The organism is Parasalinivibrio latis, assembly GCF_036825535.1.
In the GTDB taxonomy this organism is placed as follows: Bacteria; Pseudomonadota; Gammaproteobacteria; order Enterobacterales; family Vibrionaceae; genus Parasalinivibrio; species Parasalinivibrio latis.
The window spans coordinates 998,139-1,017,790 of sequence record NZ_CP098813.1 but is presented as its reverse complement, the minus strand read 5'-3'; the positions used below and the strand labels follow the sequence as shown (position 1 = coordinate 1,017,790).

22 protein-coding genes are annotated in these 19,652 nt (G+C 47.4%); 10 read left to right on the top strand and 12 right to left on the bottom strand.

Going from position 1 to position 19,652, the window contains the following annotated elements:
- Nucleotides 1–73: 73 nt before the first annotated feature.
- The 5 genes from NF212_RS21560 to NF212_RS21540 all read left to right on the top strand — a co-directional run bounded on the left by NF212_RS21560 (nt 74) and on the right by NF212_RS21540 (nt 4,262).
- On the top strand, nt 74–343 hold the full coding sequence (locus NF212_RS21560) for a DUF4282 domain-containing protein (RefSeq protein WP_434360981.1): 270 nt from the start codon (nt 74–76) through the stop codon (nt 341–343).
- A 297-nt stretch (nt 344–640) separates the two neighbouring features.
- Nucleotides 641–715 carry a tryptophanase leader peptide gene (gene tnaC / locus NF212_RS21555; RefSeq protein WP_434362957.1) on the top strand — a complete coding sequence of 25 codons (75 nt, stop codon included), beginning with the start codon at nt 641–643 and terminating at the stop codon, nt 713–715.
- A gap of 222 nt (nt 716–937) precedes the next feature.
- Nucleotides 938–2,401, top strand: a complete 1,464-nt coding sequence (tnaA, locus tag NF212_RS21550; RefSeq protein WP_434360980.1) for a tryptophanase — start codon at nt 938–940, stop codon at nt 2,399–2,401.
- A gap of 135 nt (nt 2,402–2,536) precedes the next feature.
- Complete coding sequence (locus tag NF212_RS21545; protein ID WP_434360979.1) at nt 2,537–3,787, top strand: aromatic amino acid transporter; 1,251 nt, start codon at nt 2,537–2,539, stop codon at nt 3,785–3,787.
- Between the two features lie 94 nt (nt 3,788–3,881).
- Complete coding sequence (locus tag NF212_RS21540; RefSeq protein WP_434360978.1) at nt 3,882–4,262, top strand: RidA family protein; 381 nt, start codon at nt 3,882–3,884, stop codon at nt 4,260–4,262.
- A 51-nt stretch (nt 4,263–4,313) separates the two neighbouring features.
- Here the strand turns inward: NF212_RS21540 and NF212_RS21535 are convergent, their stop codons facing one another.
- Complete coding sequence (locus NF212_RS21535; protein WP_434360977.1) at nt 4,314–4,697, bottom strand: DUF4156 domain-containing protein; 384 nt, start codon at nt 4,695–4,697, stop codon at nt 4,314–4,316.
- Nucleotides 4,698–5,273: 576 nt separating this feature from the next.
- Between NF212_RS21535 and NF212_RS21530 the strand changes: the two genes are divergently transcribed.
- A complete protein-coding gene (locus NF212_RS21530) occupies nt 5,274–5,945 on the top strand; it encodes a hypothetical protein (protein WP_434360976.1) in 672 nt (223 codons plus the stop codon).
- 214 nt (nt 5,946–6,159) lie between these two features.
- The gene (locus tag NF212_RS21525; RefSeq protein ID WP_434360975.1) at nt 6,160–6,363 is read left to right on the top strand and encodes a hypothetical protein; all 204 of its coding nucleotides are present in this window, start codon (nt 6,160–6,162) and stop codon (nt 6,361–6,363) included.
- A gap of 56 nt (nt 6,364–6,419) precedes the next feature.
- Here the strand turns inward: NF212_RS21525 and NF212_RS21520 are convergent, their stop codons facing one another.
- The 8 genes from NF212_RS21520 to ureA all read right to left on the bottom strand — a co-directional run bounded on the left by NF212_RS21520 (nt 6,420) and on the right by ureA (nt 12,450).
- Nucleotides 6,420–7,310: a PEP-CTERM sorting domain-containing protein gene (locus tag NF212_RS21520; RefSeq protein ID WP_434360974.1), complete on the bottom strand. Its 891-nt coding sequence runs from the start codon at nt 7,308–7,310 to the stop codon at nt 6,420–6,422.
- A 370-nt stretch (nt 7,311–7,680) separates the two neighbouring features.
- Entirely contained in the window at nt 7,681–8,310 is a 630-nt protein-coding gene (gene ureG / locus NF212_RS21515) for an urease accessory protein UreG (protein WP_434362955.1), read from the bottom strand.
- A gap of 19 nt (nt 8,311–8,329) precedes the next feature.
- Entirely contained in the window at nt 8,330–8,995 is a 666-nt protein-coding gene (locus NF212_RS21510) for an urease accessory protein UreF (protein ID WP_434360973.1), read from the bottom strand.
- A 3-nt stretch (nt 8,996–8,998) separates the two neighbouring features.
- Nucleotides 8,999–9,562: a HupE/UreJ family protein gene (locus NF212_RS21505; protein ID WP_434360972.1), complete on the bottom strand. Its 564-nt coding sequence runs from the start codon at nt 9,560–9,562 to the stop codon at nt 8,999–9,001.
- 27 nt (nt 9,563–9,589) lie between these two features.
- Nucleotides 9,590–10,045, bottom strand: coding sequence for an urease accessory protein UreE (gene ureE, locus NF212_RS21500; RefSeq protein ID WP_434360971.1), 456 nt, complete (start codon nt 10,043–10,045; stop codon nt 9,590–9,592).
- Nucleotides 10,046–10,079: 34 nt separating this feature from the next.
- Nucleotides 10,080–11,783 carry an urease subunit alpha gene (gene ureC / locus NF212_RS21495; RefSeq protein ID WP_434360970.1) on the bottom strand — a complete coding sequence of 568 codons (1,704 nt, stop codon included), beginning with the start codon at nt 11,781–11,783 and terminating at the stop codon, nt 10,080–10,082.
- Entirely contained in the window at nt 11,783–12,136 is a 354-nt protein-coding gene (locus NF212_RS21490; RefSeq protein WP_434360969.1) for an urease subunit beta, read from the bottom strand. Before NF212_RS21490 ends, ureC begins: the two co-directional genes overlap by 1 nt.
- 11 nt (nt 12,137–12,147) lie before the next feature.
- Nucleotides 12,148–12,450, bottom strand: coding sequence for an urease subunit gamma (gene ureA / locus NF212_RS21485; protein WP_434360968.1), 303 nt, complete (start codon nt 12,448–12,450; stop codon nt 12,148–12,150).
- A gap of 468 nt (nt 12,451–12,918) precedes the next feature.
- Between ureA and NF212_RS21480 the strand changes: the two genes are divergently transcribed.
- Nucleotides 12,919–14,463, top strand: coding sequence for an AbgT family transporter (locus tag NF212_RS21480; RefSeq protein ID WP_434360967.1), 1,545 nt, complete (start codon nt 12,919–12,921; stop codon nt 14,461–14,463).
- Between the two features lie 44 nt (nt 14,464–14,507).
- Complete coding sequence (gene pepT / locus NF212_RS21475; RefSeq protein WP_434360966.1) at nt 14,508–15,728, top strand: peptidase T; 1,221 nt, start codon at nt 14,508–14,510, stop codon at nt 15,726–15,728.
- Between the two features lie 72 nt (nt 15,729–15,800).
- Here the strand turns inward: pepT and NF212_RS21470 are convergent, their stop codons facing one another.
- Nucleotides 15,801–16,940: a PLP-dependent aminotransferase family protein gene (locus NF212_RS21470; RefSeq protein WP_434360965.1), complete on the bottom strand. Its 1,140-nt coding sequence runs from the start codon at nt 16,938–16,940 to the stop codon at nt 15,801–15,803.
- A 109-nt stretch (nt 16,941–17,049) separates the two neighbouring features.
- On the opposite strand from NF212_RS21470, the gene NF212_RS21465 reads away from it, so the two are divergent.
- Nucleotides 17,050–17,919: an AraC family transcriptional regulator gene (locus NF212_RS21465; RefSeq protein WP_434360964.1), complete on the top strand. Its 870-nt coding sequence runs from the start codon at nt 17,050–17,052 to the stop codon at nt 17,917–17,919.
- Here NF212_RS21465 and NF212_RS21460 read toward each other — a convergent pair.
- A complete protein-coding gene (locus NF212_RS21460; protein WP_434360963.1) occupies nt 17,895–18,743 on the bottom strand; it encodes an AraC family transcriptional regulator in 849 nt (282 codons plus the stop codon). The two genes, NF212_RS21465 and NF212_RS21460, sit on opposite strands and share 25 nt — an antisense overlap.
- Before the next feature lie 13 nt (nt 18,744–18,756).
- The gene (locus NF212_RS21455) at nt 18,757–19,350 is read right to left on the bottom strand and encodes a LysE family translocator (RefSeq protein WP_434360962.1); all 594 of its coding nucleotides are present in this window, start codon (nt 19,348–19,350) and stop codon (nt 18,757–18,759) included.
- Between the last annotated feature and the right edge of the window lie 302 nt (nt 19,351–19,652).

Here is a 19,652-nt window from a genome sequence, read left to right as displayed (position 1 = left end):
ATACAAATGATTCAGTGCAAAAATAGTCAGGCATTTTGCATAAATTTTTGACTAATTACTTTGAGACTTTCTAATGCGCAATATCTTCTTCTTTGACGCCATGCTTACTCCTAAAATCCTGACGTTTGTGTACTGGCTGCTGCTTCTGGCATCTATCGTTGGCGGTTTAAATGTAATGTCAGGTGGTTACTATGGTGTAACTGGCAGTTCAGTCGCTCTTGGCCTGGGTGCCATGGTACTGGGTGCAGTCGGTGCTCGTATTTGGTGTGAGTTGCTTATCGTAATGTTCAAGATTTACGAAAACCTCCGTGTTATCGCCGAAAAAACCAAAGGCGAAGCGTAATCAGAAAGTCGGGAGGTGATGAGCCTCCCGGTTTCCTCTCTGAACCTCACTCTGTTTTTTTCATCTCTACCCAGAAAACAATTATTCCCCGAAACAAAAACATTCATCACTTATATAGTTACCAGGCATCGAATATTTTCTGCAACTGTATGAAGGAGTAAAACGTGCCATACTCACAAAGCTGATTATTTTTTGTCGATAGTATCTCACTTTCCCTCTTTCATTGATGACGGGGAATACATCGCTATCGATAATGTCCTCGTTAGCTTGAATTAAGATTTTCAGGTTGGAACGAAAATGAATATGTACAGTGAAATAATGCGTTGGTTTACGCTTGACTACAAAATTGCTTTCTACTTTCCTTCAAAGTAATTCTTCTTTGCACGAATTATTCGTGTAACCATTCCTAAAATTTAACACATTGAACGCATTTATCATGCGATCGATTATTAATGTGCGAATTTCAGGAATAACACCCAAAATATAATATAAATTTGGAATTAATTTTCTACGGGCGATCATTGCCTAAATAAAATTCGCCGAGAAATAGTAATTAAAACCTCAAACTACTAAAAAAACTTTAAAGGTATAAAAATGGAAAACTTCAAACATCTGCCAGAACCATTCCGTATTCGTGTTATTGAACCTGTAAAGCGTACGACTCGTGAATACCGTGAGCAGGCAATTCTGAAAGCCGGAATGAACCCGTTCCTGTTGGACAGTGAAGATGTCTTTATCGATCTGCTGACAGACAGCGGTACAGGTGCTATTACTCAGGACATGCAGGCTGCAATGCTGCGCGGAGATGAAGCTTACAGTGGCAGCCGCAGCTACTATGCCCTGTCCAATGCAGTAAAAGATATCTTCGGATATGAGCTGACTATTCCTACTCACCAAGGCCGTGGTGCGGAACAAATCTATATCCCTGTGCTGATCAAAAAGCGCGAAAAAGAAAAGGGTCTCGACCGTACCAAGATGGTGGCACTGTCCAACTACTTCTTTGATACCACCCAGGGTCATACCCAGGTTAACTGCTGTGTAGCGAAAAACGTCTACACCAAAGAAGCATTCGATACATCTGTTAATGCTGATTTTAAGGGCAACTTTGATCTTGAAAAACTGGAAGCTGCTATTCTGGAAGCTGGCCCGGCAAACGTACCTTATATTGTCAGCACCATTACCTGTAACTCGGCAGGTGGCCAGCCGGTGTCTATCGCAAACCTGAAAGCGGTTTATGAGATCGCCCAAAAGTACGATATCCCGGTCATCATGGACTCCGCCCGTTACGCAGAAAACGCGTATTTCGTGCAACAACGTGAGCCAGGTTACCAAGACTGGACAATCGAAGACATTACTCGCGAAGCCTACAAGTACGCTGATGGTCTTGCAATGTCAGCCAAGAAAGACGCCATGGTACAAATGGGTGGCCTGTTGTGCTTCAAAGATGACAGCATGCTGGACGTCTATACTGACTGCCGCACCCTCTGTGTCGTTCAGGAAGGCTTCCCGACCTATGGTGGTTTGGAAGGTGGCGCAATGGAACGCCTGGCAGTAGGCCTGTATGATGGTATGCGTCAGGAGTGGCTTGCCTACCGTATTAAGCAGGTCCAGTATCTGGTTGATGGCCTTGAAGCGATTGGTGTTGTATGCCAGCAGGCTGGCGGTCACGCTGCATTTGTTGACGCAGGTAAACTGCTGCCACATATCCCAGCAGACCAGTTCCCTGCTCACGCACTTGCTTGCGAACTTTATAAAGTAGCGGGTATCCGTTCAGTTGAAATCGGTTCTTTGCTGTTGGGCCGTGACCCGGCAACCGGTAAACAACACCCGTGCCCGGCCGAGCTTCTTCGCCTGACCATCCCTCGTGCTACCTACACTCAATCTCACATGGATTTCATCATTGAAGCCTTTGAGGAAGTGAAGAAGAACGCGTCTAAGGTAAAAGGCCTAGAGTTCACTTATGAACCTGCTGTGCTTCGCCACTTCACTGCAAGATTGAAGGAAATAGAGCCCGCAACGGTAACGGCCAATGAAACCGAATTGGAAGCGGCACTGTAAATAGCCAATGAGCGCAGCATATTGCTGCGCTCTCTGTTTATACACAATAAGAAAAAACACAACCCAAATAACAGTGATAGTTTGGCGCAATAATAATTTCCAATAACGTGAATACAATTACAGGAAGTAGAAACGATGGAACAGAGTCAATCCTTACCAGGTGTAGATCATAAAGAAAAGAGCCCGTCTCTAATTGGTGGTGCATGTATTATTGCCAGCGTCTGTGTCGGTGCCGGTATGCTTGGATTACCAAGTTCCGGAGCTGGAGCTTGGACAGTATGGTCTATACTTGCAATCAGTTTGACCATGGTTGTAATGACCATTTCTGGCTGGATGCTTTTGGAAGCGTTTAAACATTACGATTTAAAAGTATCATTTAACTCCGTCACAAAAGACTTATTAGGAAGCAAGGTTAATTTTTTCAACAACCTTACAGTTTATTTTGTAGGTGGCATTTTACTTTATGCCTATATCACATCTTCAGGTTTAATTCTTCAGGATGTCCTTGGTATCAGTAGTAAAATTGCGTCTATTGGCTTTGTTGCAATCTTTTCCCTTTTTGTTTGGCATTCAACTCGCGCCGTTGACCGTATTTCCGTTATCCTGATTGCCTTCATGGTTTTGAGCTTTGTGTTCGGTGTCTCAGGTCTTACAGTTAATGTTGATCTCTCCGTACTGTTTGACACTGCGAATCAACAAACGAATTACGCACCTTATGCAATGGCAATGCTTCCAGTAGCATTAACTTCTTTCGGCTATCATCACTCAGTATCCTCAATGCGAGCCTATTACGGGGAAGAACGTAAGGCAAAATACGCCATTCTTGGTGGAACCATCATTGCTCTGGCCCTGTATTGCCTCTGGCTTGTTGCAATCTTCGGCAATCTGCCACGTCACGAATTTGGGCCTGTTATCGCGCAGGGCGGTAACGTAGACGTACTTCTCAAACAGCTGGACAGTGTGATCACATCGGACAGCGTTGCCAATGCGATTAACGCCTTCTCTATGGCCGCAATCCTTTCCTCCTTTATCGGTGTAGGTCTGGGTGTATTTGACTTCCTGGCTGATTTCTTCAAATTTGAAGACACAAAGGCCGGCCGCACTAAAACTTGGGCGGTAACCTTCCTTCCACCTCTTGTGATGTCTTTGCTTTTCCCATTCGGTTTCGTTATTGCCATCGGTTATGCCGGTGCCGCAGCCACAGTATGGGCATGCATTATTCCAGCATTGTTGGCAACGAAATCTCGTTCACTGGCTAACGGTAATAAAGGCTTTATGGCGCCGGGTGGCAAACTTATGGTGGGTATCGTGATTCTGTTTGGTGCTCTTACTGCCCTATTCCACTTTATGGCAATGCTTGGGAAATTGCCTGCTTTTGTGGGTTAACCAAATCAACCGCCGGGAGAATATTACCCGGCATTCCGTAAAATTCCGGGCTGCACGACAATGCAGCCCATCGACATTAGAACAGGAAAATAAAATGGGTGTAATTTCGTCCCCCAACGCTCCAGCAGCAATCGGCCCGTATGTACAGGGTGTAGATCTTGGCAATATGGTGATTACCTCAGGTCAGTTGCCCATTAACCCAAAAACCTCAGAGATGCCTGACGATGTTGCAGAGCAAACTACACAGTCACTGGAAAACGCATTGGCTGTTATTGAGCAGGCGGGACTTACTGTTCACAGTATTGTTAAAACTACCGTTTTTGTAAAAGACCTAAATGACTTTGCCCGTGTAAACGCTGCGTACGAGCAGTTCTTTGATACACGAGACGCTGGGTACCCGGCACGTTCTTGCGTTGAAGTAGCCAGACTACCCAAAGACGCCAAAGTAGAAATTGAAATGATAGCAGTGCGTTAAATCCATTCCAGTGGCATAAGGCGCTAAAAATGCGCCTTTCGTGCTTTACGATTATTTTTCTGCAACAGACGTTTTTTCAGGCAGACCCGTCACTACAGCCTGGGCATTATCACTATTACATTTGTAAGCATTCGCCATAAAGGTAACTGACGAAACAAACGTCATGGGGTCATAGAGGTATACCGTATCTGCCCCACGTTTACCCGCTTCATTTTTCATCTGGTTCAGTGAGCCGTTAATCATGGCGTCATAGCTGAGGATCCAGTAGTCATACCAATGCCCTTCTGAACCAACGACAGTTCCCCGGTTTTCGCAGTGGGCAACTCGATTAGGCTCCCCCCACAGTACAGTCACTTCCTGACCGCTAGGTTGAATCCGGGCTACACAGCCTTGTAGCAACAAAGCAGCGAGGGGCAAAATCATTCGGGTAGACAAGGTTAATATCCTTAGCGGTAATTACATTGGGCGCCGAATTCTACATGAGAAAAAGTACCTAGCACAACGTTATAATCAAGCCAGATAAAGAATGGTGATATATCCGTTATCAATATGAGTTTTCACTAATTTTACATCTGGCGTTTACCACATTTACCAAATATTAAAATACAATTCAGATTCTGATATCGAGTCCATTTCACATTTAAAATTCGCTTAATTAGTTAAAGGTAATTTGATAAAAATAGAATATATCCCTGAAAGACTCATTTTGGTTACTATAAGAAAGTTTTCCATAACAATATATAAAGGAAAATTATTTATTTATAAATATCAATCAAGTACATAAACCAAGTTAAATTACAAAGCCTTAAAATATAAAATTTCCACTAAGAATCACCTCAATATAGAAACCTGTGTCTCATGTTCAGCTCATGTTTTATTTTGCTTGACCCTTTCAATGGAAAATGTCCGCTTAGGAAATTAAGTTATTTTCAGGCGGACAGATAATTAATCAATGCTGGGACCGCCCTTTTATCTTTCAATTTTATTCTAATAAAAGGAAAACGCATGAGAATGCTGAATACAATAATTGCCACAACATTTGCTGCAATGTTGTTTGCTTCTCCGGTCATGGCAGACAAGTATGGCGTAGGATTAACTTGGAATACTAAAGATGCTCAAGCTGTGCTTGATAAAATGCCAGCTCAAAAAACCGAGTTTGGCAAATTAATCGACAGTGGCGATGTCAGCGACATGTACTTACTCGACAGTGAGATTAACGGTACGCCAGTGAAGTTACTGCGGTTTGTTATTGAGGGTGAAAGTGAGGACGACGTAAGGTCTAAGTTGAGCGGTTTACCTCTTTATAAAAGCAACCTCGTTACCATACAGAATGTAGAGTATCTGGGTATCAAGTGGCTGGACAAGATCCCAACCCTCAACAACTATGCTCTGACCCTCACCTGGAAAGATGGCGTTGACGGTGCGGAAGTGGATCGAGTGCTGGGACTGGATCTCCAGAAAATCGTCAACCTTAACCGTGCAGGCTTAATAACTTCTTCTTACCTCAATACCAAGAAAGTAGAAAACGGAAAAGTGCACCCAATCTATTTGTTAGCAGTACTCGCAGAAGATGAAGCGCACGCACAGGACATAAGTAAGCAGTTTGAAGCAGTAAAAAAAGGCTACGCTGATGTTTCCATCCTTGAATTGGGTGAGAAATTTGATATGGCCAACCGGAAATAAGATGTTACTCCTAAAACAGCGGGCACTGCCCGCTGTTTCACCCGCCGGTTTTTGGCCCAGAAATGTCATCATCATGGGCAGTAATAACCCGTACCCAAATTCTCACAACACCGCAGGCGGGTTTCGCAATCTAATTTACTGAAAATTGGGATTGTGTGAATCTACCACCAGCAGTGTAATCTGACCCTAAATTTGAACAATCAGAAAAACTCCCATGAACAGCCAAACTCCCCGTGAACTGACCGAAGAGCAAAAGCAGTATATCGAAGCTCTGGCAACGGACACTGTGAACGACATGAACGACAGCTCTATCTTAGTTGAGACAATTGAAGAGAAGATCAAAGACATGGAAGAGCACCTTAAAGCCTACTTCCATGAACGCATGCACTTTCACCACAAAAATAAATTCGGTAAATGACAAAACGCCCACGCTGTTTATGACAACCAGCGTGGGCGTTCCGTTATATGCTGACGTTATGACTTTTTACGTAGTTGCCATCCTGCCATACCCAAACCACCGGCAAACAGGAAAAGGGTTGCAGGCTCCGGAACCGGTACATCAGGGTCGACCACCGTTTCACGAACTTTCAGGTCAACAAACGCATCGGTAAACGATGTGGCGGTCAAACCGCCCACCCTAAGCTGATTAAGATCCCAAACCGCTCCACCGGTTGCTGTTGCCATGTCCGCATAGTCTGCAATCGATGATCCCGCTCCACTCAGGATACTTGCCCCTGAACAGGTGTTGTAGCTGCCAGCCCCATCTGCCTGGTAACCATTTCCGTCGGCATCGATACCCAGTGCTGTAGAACCGTCACCACAACGAATATCAACATTCAACACCGCATTTAGCAGTGCGTCTGCACTCTGCAGTGCTGACAGTACTGAAGCGTAAGTTAACGAGAAATCCGTATTGTCACGATCTTCATCGGTGATAAGGATTATGTTCCTGAGGCCGCCAGCCTGCCCGGAATAAGACAGTGCTTCATTCACACCGAGGTAACCGTCTTCCGTTGCACCTGAAGCAACTAAGTTGCCCGACGCAGGCCCCATCTGAGTGGCTGTCCCCCAGTCGTCAATGGCAGCTGTCGTGGTATCCATATCCAGCCTTCTCACCGCAGCAATACTGGCACCAAATCCCACCAGCCCGTATTGCACACTGAGAGGATCTGCACCTGCGGCTGCGCTGAGCCCACCGTCAAGCTGTGAAATCATTCCTGACAGCCAAGCCTGCTCACCACCCATTGATCCCGATTCATCAATGACCGAAACGATATCGGTAACAATGGGTGCAGCAAAAGCAGCGGGGGCCACAGCCAACATTGACCCAGCAACCGCTGCTGAAAGTAGTGCTTTCTTATACATAACATTTCCTTGTTTGTTATTAGTCTTGCAAGCGGTCTTTGCGAAATTTGTACCGAATATCTATGTAAATGAATTTATGAAAGGAATTAAAAAGCGCAGAATGAAAAGAGTAAAAAATGTAAATATTTCAGACAGTAAAGATTTAATAAACTGTATATTCAGCGAAACGTTTTTTACGTTATGCTCTATTAGCAAAGCATCTTAAACACTGCCCTACTTTAATAACATCTTGCATCTTGTTTCCATGCAATATGAAACAGGATCACACAATAACAATATGGTTAAGCGTTGTGGCTCGCTTCATGTTGTAAAAACTAAGAAACGGACACATGGTCTGAAACAGTGCCCGCTTTGCCGTTCAAAATCTTATTTAAGCAAACTCTTTCCTATCCAGCATCCCTGCAGTGACGATAAAGTCAATTATCTCTTTCAGACCCTGTTTTTCCTTTAGGTTTGTAAAAACATAAGGTTTCCCCGGACGCATCCTTTGGGTATCTGCATCCATCACCTCCAGGGAAGCACCGACGTATGGTGCAAGGTCGATTTTATTAATCACCAGCAAATCAGAACGAGTGATGCCCGGCCCTCCCTTGCGAGGTATTTTTTCACCCTCAGCGACATCAATGACATAAATCGTTAAATCTGCCAGCTCGGGACTGAACGTCGCACTGAGATTGTCTCCCCCACTCTCGACAAACACCACATCAAGCGACTTGTGCCTGCGGGCAAGCTCTTCGACAGCGGCAAGGTTCATCGACGCATCTTCTCGGATAGCGGTATGTGGGCACCCGCCGGTTTCCACACCCACTATCCGGTCTGCATCAAGAGCCTCTGCATGGGTCAGAATTTTCGCATCTTCCTGGGTATAGATATCATTAGTGACCACCGCGATGTTATATACATCCCGTATTTCCTTGCACAACACTTCCAGCAATGCTGTTTTACCTGACCCAACCGGGCCACCTATGCCAATTCTGAGCGGTTGTTTGTAGTCCATTATTTTTCCTTATTCCTTTGCTTTACGAGCGGAACAGCCGTGTATATTGCGTTTCATGTCGACAGGACGCTATGGCTTGTGCTGGCGTGAAACTCCCGATTTCATGATCACTCACTTTCGAAGACGCTCTCAGAGCCTCATCAAGATTGCCTGCCATTTCCATCATCAGTTGTTGCCCGGCAGTCTGCCCAAGCGGAACCAATTTCACTCCAGCCATAACGGCATTTTCCATCCAACTCCAGAGGTAGCCGCGGCAAATGTCCTCTTCGCTGATCCCCCAACCTACTGCCGCGAGGGCGAAAGCAGCCAACTGGTTGCTCCCGCACAGGCCGGACAAGGCATCATTCCCTGCGACATTTAAATGCTTTAGAAGAGTAAAAGTTGCTTTACCGCGTTGCTCTTCCTCCCTTCTCAGCTCACTGGTTTCCCTGCAGGCATACAACCACAGGTTCCAGCGCATCACTGCATCACAATCATGTTCATGTACTGCATGCCAATAACGACGTAACAGAGGCAATTCCAAAGACGCAATGCTGTTTTCCAGCACGTCAGCCAGCCAAAACGTAAGTGATTCCTTACTTGTCACCCACTCTTTTTCAATGGCCCACTCCAGCCCCTGTGAATAAGTGAACGCCCCTATTGGTAAAGACGGACTGATAAGCTGGAACAGACGATACTCAGCCGTCACGGCTTATCCTGCCAGAGTCAGAAGGATGGCTCCTGTACCCAAGACAGGGCTAAGCCAATTTGATGGGATGCGGGCTCCAAGGTACATACCGATGTGCATGAGTCCTGTCGCGCCCAGCAGCATTCCTGAACAAAATGCGCTAAGTTCACCCACAGGCGCTTCAACGCCATGGGCCCAACCGTGGGCAACCAGCATTGTGGCAGACAAGATGGCTAATACCCTTGTTCCGCCGTGCTTCTGTTGCCAAAGCGCAAAAGCGGCTACAAATATGGACGCTAAAATCACCGTTTCCATACCAACAAAAACACCAGCAATTGAACCAACAGCCAAGCCGGAAACAAGGCTTACCAGAGCAAAAGCCATCAAGTTCAGCTGACTGTTTTTGTTCTTGAACTGAGCTGCTAGAAACCCGATACCCAACAGTATTGCAAGGTGATCCAAACCGGTTACCGGGTGCAGGACGCCTTGCCAGAATGCCCCATCAATAGCCAAACCATGTCCTGTATGAGCAAATACCGGTAGTGCCAACAGTGTTAGTGAGCCCGTGATATAACGTGTCGGTTTCATGATCAGATCCTTCTGATTAAGTAAATTTTAATGAGCATGGCTGTGCGAATGACTGCCATAAGCACCAGCTTCAGGTTCAAATGGTGCGCTTTCGGCTGTCACCTGTAGCCCCAGTCGGGTAACCATGTCATCCAAAACATGGTCATGCTGGTAGCGTACCCATCCAGGGGTAATCTGGAGCGGAACATGCCGGTTACCGAGGTGGTAACACGCCCTCGCCAGCAAGTGAGCATCACTGCTGTAAACCGTTGAAACCGCTTCTCCCGCAGCGATAATTCCAACTCTCACGCCATCTTCCGATTCAAGCAAATCGCCGTCCCGCAGAATATAACCGCGAGGCAGGAACAGCCCGGCATCTCTGCCATCATCGAGCTTCACTCGCTGGCGGGTCTTTATTCTCTGGTCAATGGTCAGGCTCAGTGTGGTATCCCACTCTTTTAATGCCTGTTGTTCTGTTTTTATTATTCTGGTCAGTTCAATCATCCCAGCTCCTTAAAGTCCTTCGAATATCCTGTTATCAGAACAGGAAGTACCGTTGGGCCATTGGCAAAACCCTGGCCGGCTCGCAGACCAACAACTCGCCATCAGCACGTACCTGATAAGTTTGAGAGTCCACGTCGATATGCGGTTGCCAGTTATTAAGCTTCATGTCTTTTTTGCGGACGCTCCGGCAGTTGCTCACCACGCCCACAAGACTGTTCAAACCCAAATCAGTAGAAACCCCATTCACCGCAGCGTCCTGGGAAAGAAACAGCATCGATGTCTGCGCACTGGCTGTACCAAAACTGCCAAACATTGGACGGTAATGAACAGGCTGCGGGGTTGGGATAGAGGCATTGGGATCACCCATCGGTGCCGCGGCTATCATTCCCCCTTTCAGGATCACACTGGGCTTGGTGCCGAAAAATGCAGGCTTCCATAACACCAGGTCGGCAAGCTTGCCAACTTCCACCGACCCAACCTCATGGGAAATACCATGGGTAATAGCCGGGTTAATGGTGTACTTGGCGATATAACGTTTCAGCCGGAAATTGTCATGATGCGAAGGATCTTCTTTCAGGCCTCCACGCTGCTCTTTCATCTTGTGCGCGGTTTGCCATGTGCGAGTAATCACTTCGCCTACACGCCCCATAGCCTGTGAGTCAGAAGCAATCATGGAAAACGCACCCAGGTCATGGAGAATATCTTCTGCCGCGATGGTTTCCCGTCGAATCCTCGATTCTGCAAACGCCACATCTTCAGCAATAGAAGGAGATAAATGGTGGCATACCATCAGCATATCCAAATGCTCATCTACCGTATTGACGGTGTATGGCCGGGTAGGGTTAGTGGAAGACGGCAATACGTTGGAGAGCCCGGCAGCTTTAATGATATCCGGGGCATGGCCCCCGCCCGCCCCTTCTGTATGGTAGGTATGGATAACACGGTCACCAATGGCAGCCAGTGTTGACTCCACAAACCCGGATTCATTGAGTGTGTCGGTGTGAATAGCAACCTGCACATCGGTTTTATCGGCCACGGTTAAGCAGCAGTCGATGGAAGCCGGTGTCGTCCCCCAGTCTTCGTGAAGCTTGAGACCTATCGCCCCCGCAGACACCTGTTCATACAGGGCTTCTGGGAGGCTGGCATTCCCCTTTCCAAGAAGCCCGAAATTCATCGGAAACGTATCCAGTGATTCCAGCATCCGGTGAATATTCCAGGGCCCCGGCGTGCACGTTGTTGCGTTGGTTCCGGTTGCAGGGCCGGTACCACCACCGATCATGGTGGTGACACCGGACATCAAAGCCTCTTCTATTTGCTGTGGGCAGATAAAGTGGATATGTGCATCGATACCTCCTGCTGTCAGGATGCAGCCTTCCCCGGCCAGGATTTCCGTACATGGCCCAATGATGATATCCACACCCGGCTGTATATCCGGGTTACCGGCTTTGCCGATAGCACTGATACGCCCGCTTTTCACGGCGACATCCGCCTTTACAATCCCCCAGTAGTCTAGGATAACCGCATTGGTGATCACCAAATCTGGCGTCTCACTGCTTGGCTGTTGGCTCTGACCCATGCCGTCACGAATCACCTTTCCACCACCGAACTTAACTTCATCACCATAGACGGTGTAGTCGTGCTCAACCTCCAACCACAATTCAGTATCAGCCAGCCTCAGCCTGTCGCCTGTCGTTGGGCCAAACATTTCGCCATACGCTTGCCTTGAAATACTCGCCATCAACCTTTTCCCCCAGCGTCGAGGGAACCCATCACTTTGCCCTGGAAACCGTAAACTTCACGCTTACCTGCGAACACTACCAGTTCCACAGTGCGGCTCTGTCCGGGTTCAAAACGGACCGCCGTACCTGCAGGAATATTGAGCCGGTATCCCCGGGTTACCGTACGATCAAAATCAAGGGAACTGTTGGCTTCGTAAAAGTGGTAATGGGACCCGACCTGCACAGGCCGGTCACCGAGGTTGGAAACCTTTACTTTTAGGGTGTCACGTCCCTCGTTCAGTAAGATACTGCCTGGGGCAACCTTCAGTTCCCCAGGGATCAACGCCTTTCCCGCAGCACATTGTTCAGACATTTCCCGACTCCTTACACGATGGGTTCATGGACGGTGACAAGCTTTGTACCATCCGGGAAAGTTGCCTCTACCTGGACGTCATGAATCATGGATGGCACCCCATCCATCACATCCGCAGTGGTCAGGATGGTTCGCCCAAAGTCCATTAACTCGGAAACCGATTTACCGTCACGGGCTCCCTCCATCACAGCGGCAGAAATCAGTGCTATGGCCTCTGGATAATTCAGTTTCAGCCCCCTGTCCTTACGTCGTTCAGCAAGCAGGGCCGCAGTAAAGATAAGCAGCTTATCTTTTTCTCTTGGTGTGAGTTCCATCTCTTCTCCCGCACTACCTTGAATTTCATTCGCGATATCTGCAGGTTCTGGTGCAAAGCCTGTGCCCGTAATTGGCTCAAATTTTCACTACTGATAATCTGCTGTTTTTAAAAAGATTAATTCAGGACATGCCACAGGGGCTTGTTGGACGTAACGTCCGGTGCGACCGATTTTGGTGCGTGTTTAGTCGTACGCACTCATTTAGTGCGATGGAAAAACTTCTCTGATGCGGTAGGCATGCAAAAACAAACAACTCACACCAGAAACAACAACAATGGCCTGTTTCCACAACTAAATTGTTTAACGCTTTGTTCTTTCTTGTGAAAAAACATGTTTTTTCGGTGTTTGAATTGCTGTGGCGCTCACGCACTTAACAATTGCTGCCAACTTACTGAGGGAATTATCTTTAAGGGGTAACAGCGCCACGCTTATTACGCTGTGTTTGGAATGTTGTATAAGGAATTTCTCATGACTACCCGCGTTGCCTCCCTGGGTAAACCCACCAGAACCTGGCTTGACCGAATAGAAGACATCGGTAACAGGATCCCCGATATCACCATGCTTTTCTTTATTGCCACTTTGCTGTGTATCGGTCTCTCTTTTCTGTTGTCAAAAATTGAATTCAGTTACATCCACCCGCTGACCCAACAGCCTATACAGGTACTCAACCTGCTCACTGCCAATGAAATGATGGGGCTTTTCACTTCCATGGTGAAAAACTTTGTCAACTTCCCACCACTGGGCATTGTTATTGTGGCAACGCTGGGAATCGGTATCGCTGAAGGCTCCGGGTACATCACCACCGCACTGAAAAAATTGCTTTCAGTTGTACCTATGTCAGCCGTCACGCCTTCAGTAATTTTTATTGGTGTACTGGCTCACGTAGCCTCAGATTCCGCTTACGTTATCCTGATGCCGGTCTCCGCTTACATTTTTTATAAAACCGGTAAACACCCTTTGGCTGGTATCGCAGCCGGTTTTGCCGGCCTCGCCGGCGGCTTCACCGCATCATACACGCCATCAATAATCGACCCAATTCTGGCGGGCTTTACTGAAACCGGTGCCCGCGTCCTTGACCCTACATACACCGTCAATGTGCTGTGTAACTACTTCTATTCTGTTGCATCCACCTTTGCCGTCATTGGTACCTGCTGGTATGTGACCGACAAAATTGTCGAGCCGCGACTTGCCAAAACCCTGCCGGTCGATGTGGAACAAATCGAGGAAGGCAGCGAGAAACTTTCGGAAAGCGAAACCCGCGCATTCCGTATTGCCAACTACACCCTTCTCGGCCTAATTGCGCTTTGTGTGGCATTGATGGTGCCAGAGAGCTCACTGTTTCGCGCACCGGACGGCTCATTAACCAGCCCGCAGGCACCTGCTATGCAGACCATCGTTCCCCTGCTGTTGGTTTTTTTCGCTGTTCCCGGACTGGTTTATGGCTTTATCAGCAAGAAGTTCCAGACCGCCAAGGATGTCACCAAATCGATGGAAAACATCACGGTTTCGCTGGTCTCCTTTATCGTGTTCGCCTTCTTTTGTGCTCAGTTCCTGTACTGTTTTGGAAAATCCAATATCGGCAGCCTGATTGCCCTGTCAGGCGCTGAGGGCCTGAAAGCACTGAACATGCCGGGACAGCTCACTATCCTCGGCGTCATTCTGCTGACCGCGTGTCTTAACCTCATTATCACATCGGCCTCTTCCAAATGGGCGATCCTTGCCCCGGTGCTGGTTCCAATGCTGATGGCCGTCGGCCTGTCGCCGGAACTGACGCAGGCCGCTTTCCGTATCTCAGACAGCGCCATCAACGTGAGCACCCCTATGTTTGCTTTCTACCCGCTGATTATTTCGTACATGCAGCGTTATTGTTCGCAATCCGGTATCGGTACTCTCGTTTCAATGATGGTGCCTTACTCTATCGGCCTGCTGGTCGCCCTGACTGTTATGCTGTACCTGTTCTGGGGCTTTGAGATCCCACTTGGATTTAACAGTGGCTATACCTACGGCCTGTAATGATTTGATGTGCGGCCAACCCGGCCGCACTTAAAGGAAACACAATGAATCTCGAATCTACCCTGATTGACTATTTCCGTCGCTATGTGGCTGTAAGCAGCCAGTCTGATGCTGCCAACCCGGCGCTTCCCTCCTCAGAGGGGCAGAAACAGCTTGCTGCCTTGCTGCAAAGTGACTTGATCAGCCTCGGCTATAACGAAACAAAACTGATGGAATCCGGCATCCTGATCGCCAGATTGCCAGGCACAAAAGGCAGTGCAAAGTCCATTGGCTTTGTTGCCCACCTGGACACTGTAGATGTTGGCCTGAGTGCAGATATCTATCCACAGCTGGTTAGGTATGAAGGAAAACCCCTTTGCCTGAATGATGTAATCCAGTTCAATATTAGTGAAGAAACCCATCCCGAGTTGGCGAAATACCGTGGTCAGGACATTTTATTTACAGACGGTACCAGTGTGCTCGGTGCTGACAACAAAGCCGCAATTTCAGTCATGATGACACTGGCAAAGAATCTCAGAGACACCGGCAGGGACCACGGAGATATCTATTTTGCCTTCGTTCCGGATGAAGAGATCGGATTGAGGGGAGCCAAGGCGCTGCCACTTGATTTGTTCCCGGTAGATCATTGCTACACCATCGATTGTTGCGAGCGTGGGGAGGTCATTTATGAAACCTTCAATGCCGGCAGTGCCACACTGAAAGTTGAAGGCATTACCGCCCATCCGATGAGCGCCAAAAATGTACTGGTTAACCCGAACTTGGTGGCTGCAGATTTTATCAGCATGCTGAATGACATGGGTAAGCCGGAACAAACTGAAGGGCGAGAAGGCTACTTCTGGGTCACAGATATGGCCGGCAGCCAAAACCGCGCCAGCGTTTCAGTCGCTATCCGCGATTTTGATCAGGAAAGCTATGAGCACCGAAAGGCGTATCTGGAATCCCTAGTGTGCTTTCTGAAAACCAAGCACCCTAAAGCGGTAATCGAGCTGGCGGTTGATGATGTTTACGGAAACATTGCCCAGGCAATGGGAGAGAATACCGAAGCACTGGATCGTCTTTACGCAGCACTTGCAGATCTGGATATCCCTGCAAAAACCATCGCCATGCGTGGCGGTACCGACGGTTCAGCCCTGTCTGCCCGAGGGCTGTTCACACCAAACTTCTTCACCGGTGCCCATAACTTCCACAGCCCTTACGAGTTCCTGCCGATACCGTCATTTGCGGACAGCTACCGGGTAGCTTACCGACTGGTGGAAATGGCGTAATAGTTTTCGTGATGACAAAAGCCATGCCGATCCTGGCATGGCTTTTTTCTTTTCCAATGGCGGCAACAAGCCTTAGAGCACCTGCGCCAATCGCCGCACTGCTTCTGCCAACTCTTCAGGTTCGGCATTGGTAAAATTAAGGCGTAATGCTGCTTTTGCACCATTGGGGTCGGGATAAAACACCGGGCTGGGTACGACTGCAACACCATTTGCCAACAGATCCTTCGCAAGCGAGAACGTATCGCACTCAGGCAGCTCTACCCACACAAACATTCCGCCATCAACAGGCTTAACCAAGCAGGTTTCAGGAAGCTGTTTTTTCAGTTCGGTAAACAGGCGTTCATAGCGGGATTTATACAGTGAACGGATTGCCTCAATATGTTTTTCAAATCCTTTGTGCTTCAAAAGGCCAAGAAGCAGAGCTTGCATTGGGACGCTGGAATGTAAATCTGCGCCTTGTTTAATCTTTATCAACGGTTCAATAAAACTGCTTTTCCCACTTACGGCGGCAACGCGAAGCCCCGGTGAGCCGATTTTTGAAAACGACCGCAAAACGATTGAGTGCTGGGGGCAGAAATCTGATACCAACTGAACCGCCTCACCAGAAAACCGAAGCTCCCTGTAGGGTGCATCTTCTATAAACGCCACATTGTATTTAATACAAAGCTCCGCCACTCTTATACGGGTTTCCAACGACCAGCAAACACCTGTTGGATTGTGGAAATCCGGTACGGCATAAAACATCTTGGGTGATTTTTCTGAAAAACAGGATTCCAGCTTATCCAAATCAGGGCCAAACTCCGTTTGCGGAACCGTCACAATGTCAGCTTGTACCAAACCGAAGACCTGCATAGCACCTAGATAGCTGGGAGCTTCCATTACTACCGCATCACCGGGGTTGATGTATGCGCGGGCGATAAGATCCAAGCCCTGTTGGGATCCTGTGGTAACCATCACACTGTGGCTGTCCGGGAGATCAAAATATCCTTTTAAATGGGACAGTAGTGGCCCATACCCGGCCGTCGATCCATATTGGAATACCTCTGGCATCTGACAGAGACCTTCCAATGTCGGTTTCATCAGGTCGATTGGAAACGTTTTTTCATCAGGAAGGCCACCTGCCAGGGAGATAACGCTCTTATCACATGCGGCGGCAAGTATTTCCCGGATATACGATGAAGGGATTTGTTGAAGGGATTTTGCAACTTCCATTTTGCTTCCTGATTGAATGGTCTAAGTCCTTTAAAAATACTACATGGCATTGCTGTTATTCGAATGTCCATTTATGCTCTAACTTATGTCCATTTATGCTATTTGAACGATGAACAGGCAACACATTTCACGCATCAATGATGTACTGTTTCACATTCACAAAGACATCAGCCGAACGTTGTCAGCCAAAGAGCTGGCAGCAGTTGCAGCGTACTCTGAGCAGCATTTTCACCGTATATTCAAAAACGTTGTTGGTGAGTCGATACACCAGTACATTCGCCGCATCCGTATGGAGTTTGCAGCAAACCAATTGATGTTCGATACAGACGCTTCGGTCAATGAAGTTGCAAATAAATGCGGTTTCAGCTCAGTTTCATCATTCAGCCGGGCTTTCAAGGACACCTTTAACGTCGCCCCGGGGGAATGGCGAAGACAGGATTTGCAAGTAGCAGAAAAACCTTACCTGTCTGACCCAGAGATTGCTGATGGGTACCGGAGAGTAGAAGGTACATCGTTACCCCAGCCTCGGATCATTGAAGTGCCTGACAGGCTCGCCGCCTACGTACGCCATACGGGTTACAACCGGTCTATAAAAAATGCCTGGCTCATCCTAAAAGCCTGGGCAGTATCAGAAAACCGCGATGCCTCCTTGCAATTTGGCCTGCATCACTCAAACCCCGCCTGGGTAAAACTGGATAAATGTCGTTACGTTGCCTGTATCAACATCGACAAACCGTTGAAATACCGGAGTGTCGTTAACCAAATGGTAATACCAGGTGGTCTTCACGCGGTATTTCCCTTGAATGGGGTATACGGTGAACTGCTCCCCCAAATCAGTATGGTTTTGGAGAAATGGCTACCTTCATCCGGATTCAAAATGCGCTCCAGTCCTGCATATGTCCACTATCACAAGAACCATTTCCTGCGCGAAGACGAAAGATTTGAGCTGGATTTCTATTTGCCGATAGGATTTTTCTGAAGGGGATTTTCAAAGTGCGACTGGTAATATCTAGGCGTAACAGCCAGTTTCTTTTTAAAATGCCGTTGAAAATGTGCTTGGTCAGAAAACCCCAGTTGCAATGCAACATCTGATATCGTCTGACCGGTTTTAAGCATCACCTTCGCACGCTTAATTCTCTCATCAATCAGGAAAGCATACGGCGGTAAGCCATATTCATTTTTGAACGCTCTCAGCAATTGGTAACGGCTCATACCCGCTTCTTTTGCCAGATCTTCCAGCTGATGGGCATTATCAATCTCATCCAGAAGCTTTTCCTTTATTCGACCAATGCCGGGATCCACACTTTCAAAGTTATTTCTCCCATACGTGGGAACAACACCCCAACAAGATTCAACGAAATCATAAACGCAAGCCTGAGCTTGTAGGCGAGATGATTCATCCCCCAGAGCATTGAGGAGAGACTGAAAGCGACTGAACGTTAATGGGTTCTCTGATACATCAGCGTTAAAAGGTACATAGTCCAGACAAGTTTGTTGCAACACATCCCGTTGGACATCCCCTAATTCCTTAGCATCGACAAACAACATGTTGTAAGACCAGGTTCCTTTATCCGGGTTACACGAATGGACATCCCCTGGATTGATGGTAACCATATCGCCGTTACCAATTCGGTGAATTTTGTGACGGTTTCTGTACTCAGCACTACCCTGCTCGATCATCCCAAAAGAAAATTCATCGTGGGAGTGCGCTTCATAACAAGCACGGCTTTGATTGGCGACACGCATTTCTATCCATGGGAGCACAGTACTTTGCTTAAAACTGGCACTTTCATCCTTCTTCATGTCACCTCCCTGCTTACATCCAAATCATCGCTACGGTACCAAACAGTAAAAACGCCATCCCTTTATTAAACTGGCGTTGTCTGGCAGGATTTTCAAGATGATTGACCAAAACCCGGCCAAGTGCCGCCCAGACACCCACACCAAGCATGCAAACAATCAATGATACGACGATAAATGCAGATAGCGCTAAACCTTCATTTTCCTGACCTATGACATAAATACTGACGCCGGATGTAGCGTACAACCACGCTTTAGGATTCAGAAGCTGCGTCAGAGAGCCGGTGACCAACCCACCATTTGGTGAACGCTCCCCGGAGAAAGTACCTGGTGACGTCGCATATATCTTAAAAGCCAAATAGAGCAAAAACAGCGTGCCGGCAATCTGCATAAGCATTTCCATCTTTGGAAGCAGTTTTAGCAGTGAATGCATCACACTGCCGGAAACAAACACCACAAACGCATAGGCAAATGATGCCCCTAATACATGCCAAACCGCGTGTCTAAAACCGAGGTTCACTGCAGTGCTGGTCGCGAGCAGGTTAACCGGCCCCGGCGTTACTGCACCGACAAAAGCAAATACCGTCATAGCTGCAATCAAACTGTTCATTGGCTTTCTCCTCACTATAGTAGTGAGAGTAAGTTATTCAGAAACGAAGTTATTGAACGATATTGCAGGCTCTATTTATCACATCTCGGTATTTGCAGAAATTAGGGTAACGGAAAAAACCGTAATATCAGAGAGTTGGCTAAAAAAGTGTGGGCAGTTAATTCTCTTATTTCATAGGTTCAGCGCACAGCAGTGACCCTAATTTATAGCAGTATATTTTTCGTGGTATCCGTTAATTACGTGGACATTATCCGTTTACTCCAGTTTGCTAACACCTTATTAAAAGCACCCATTATATCTAA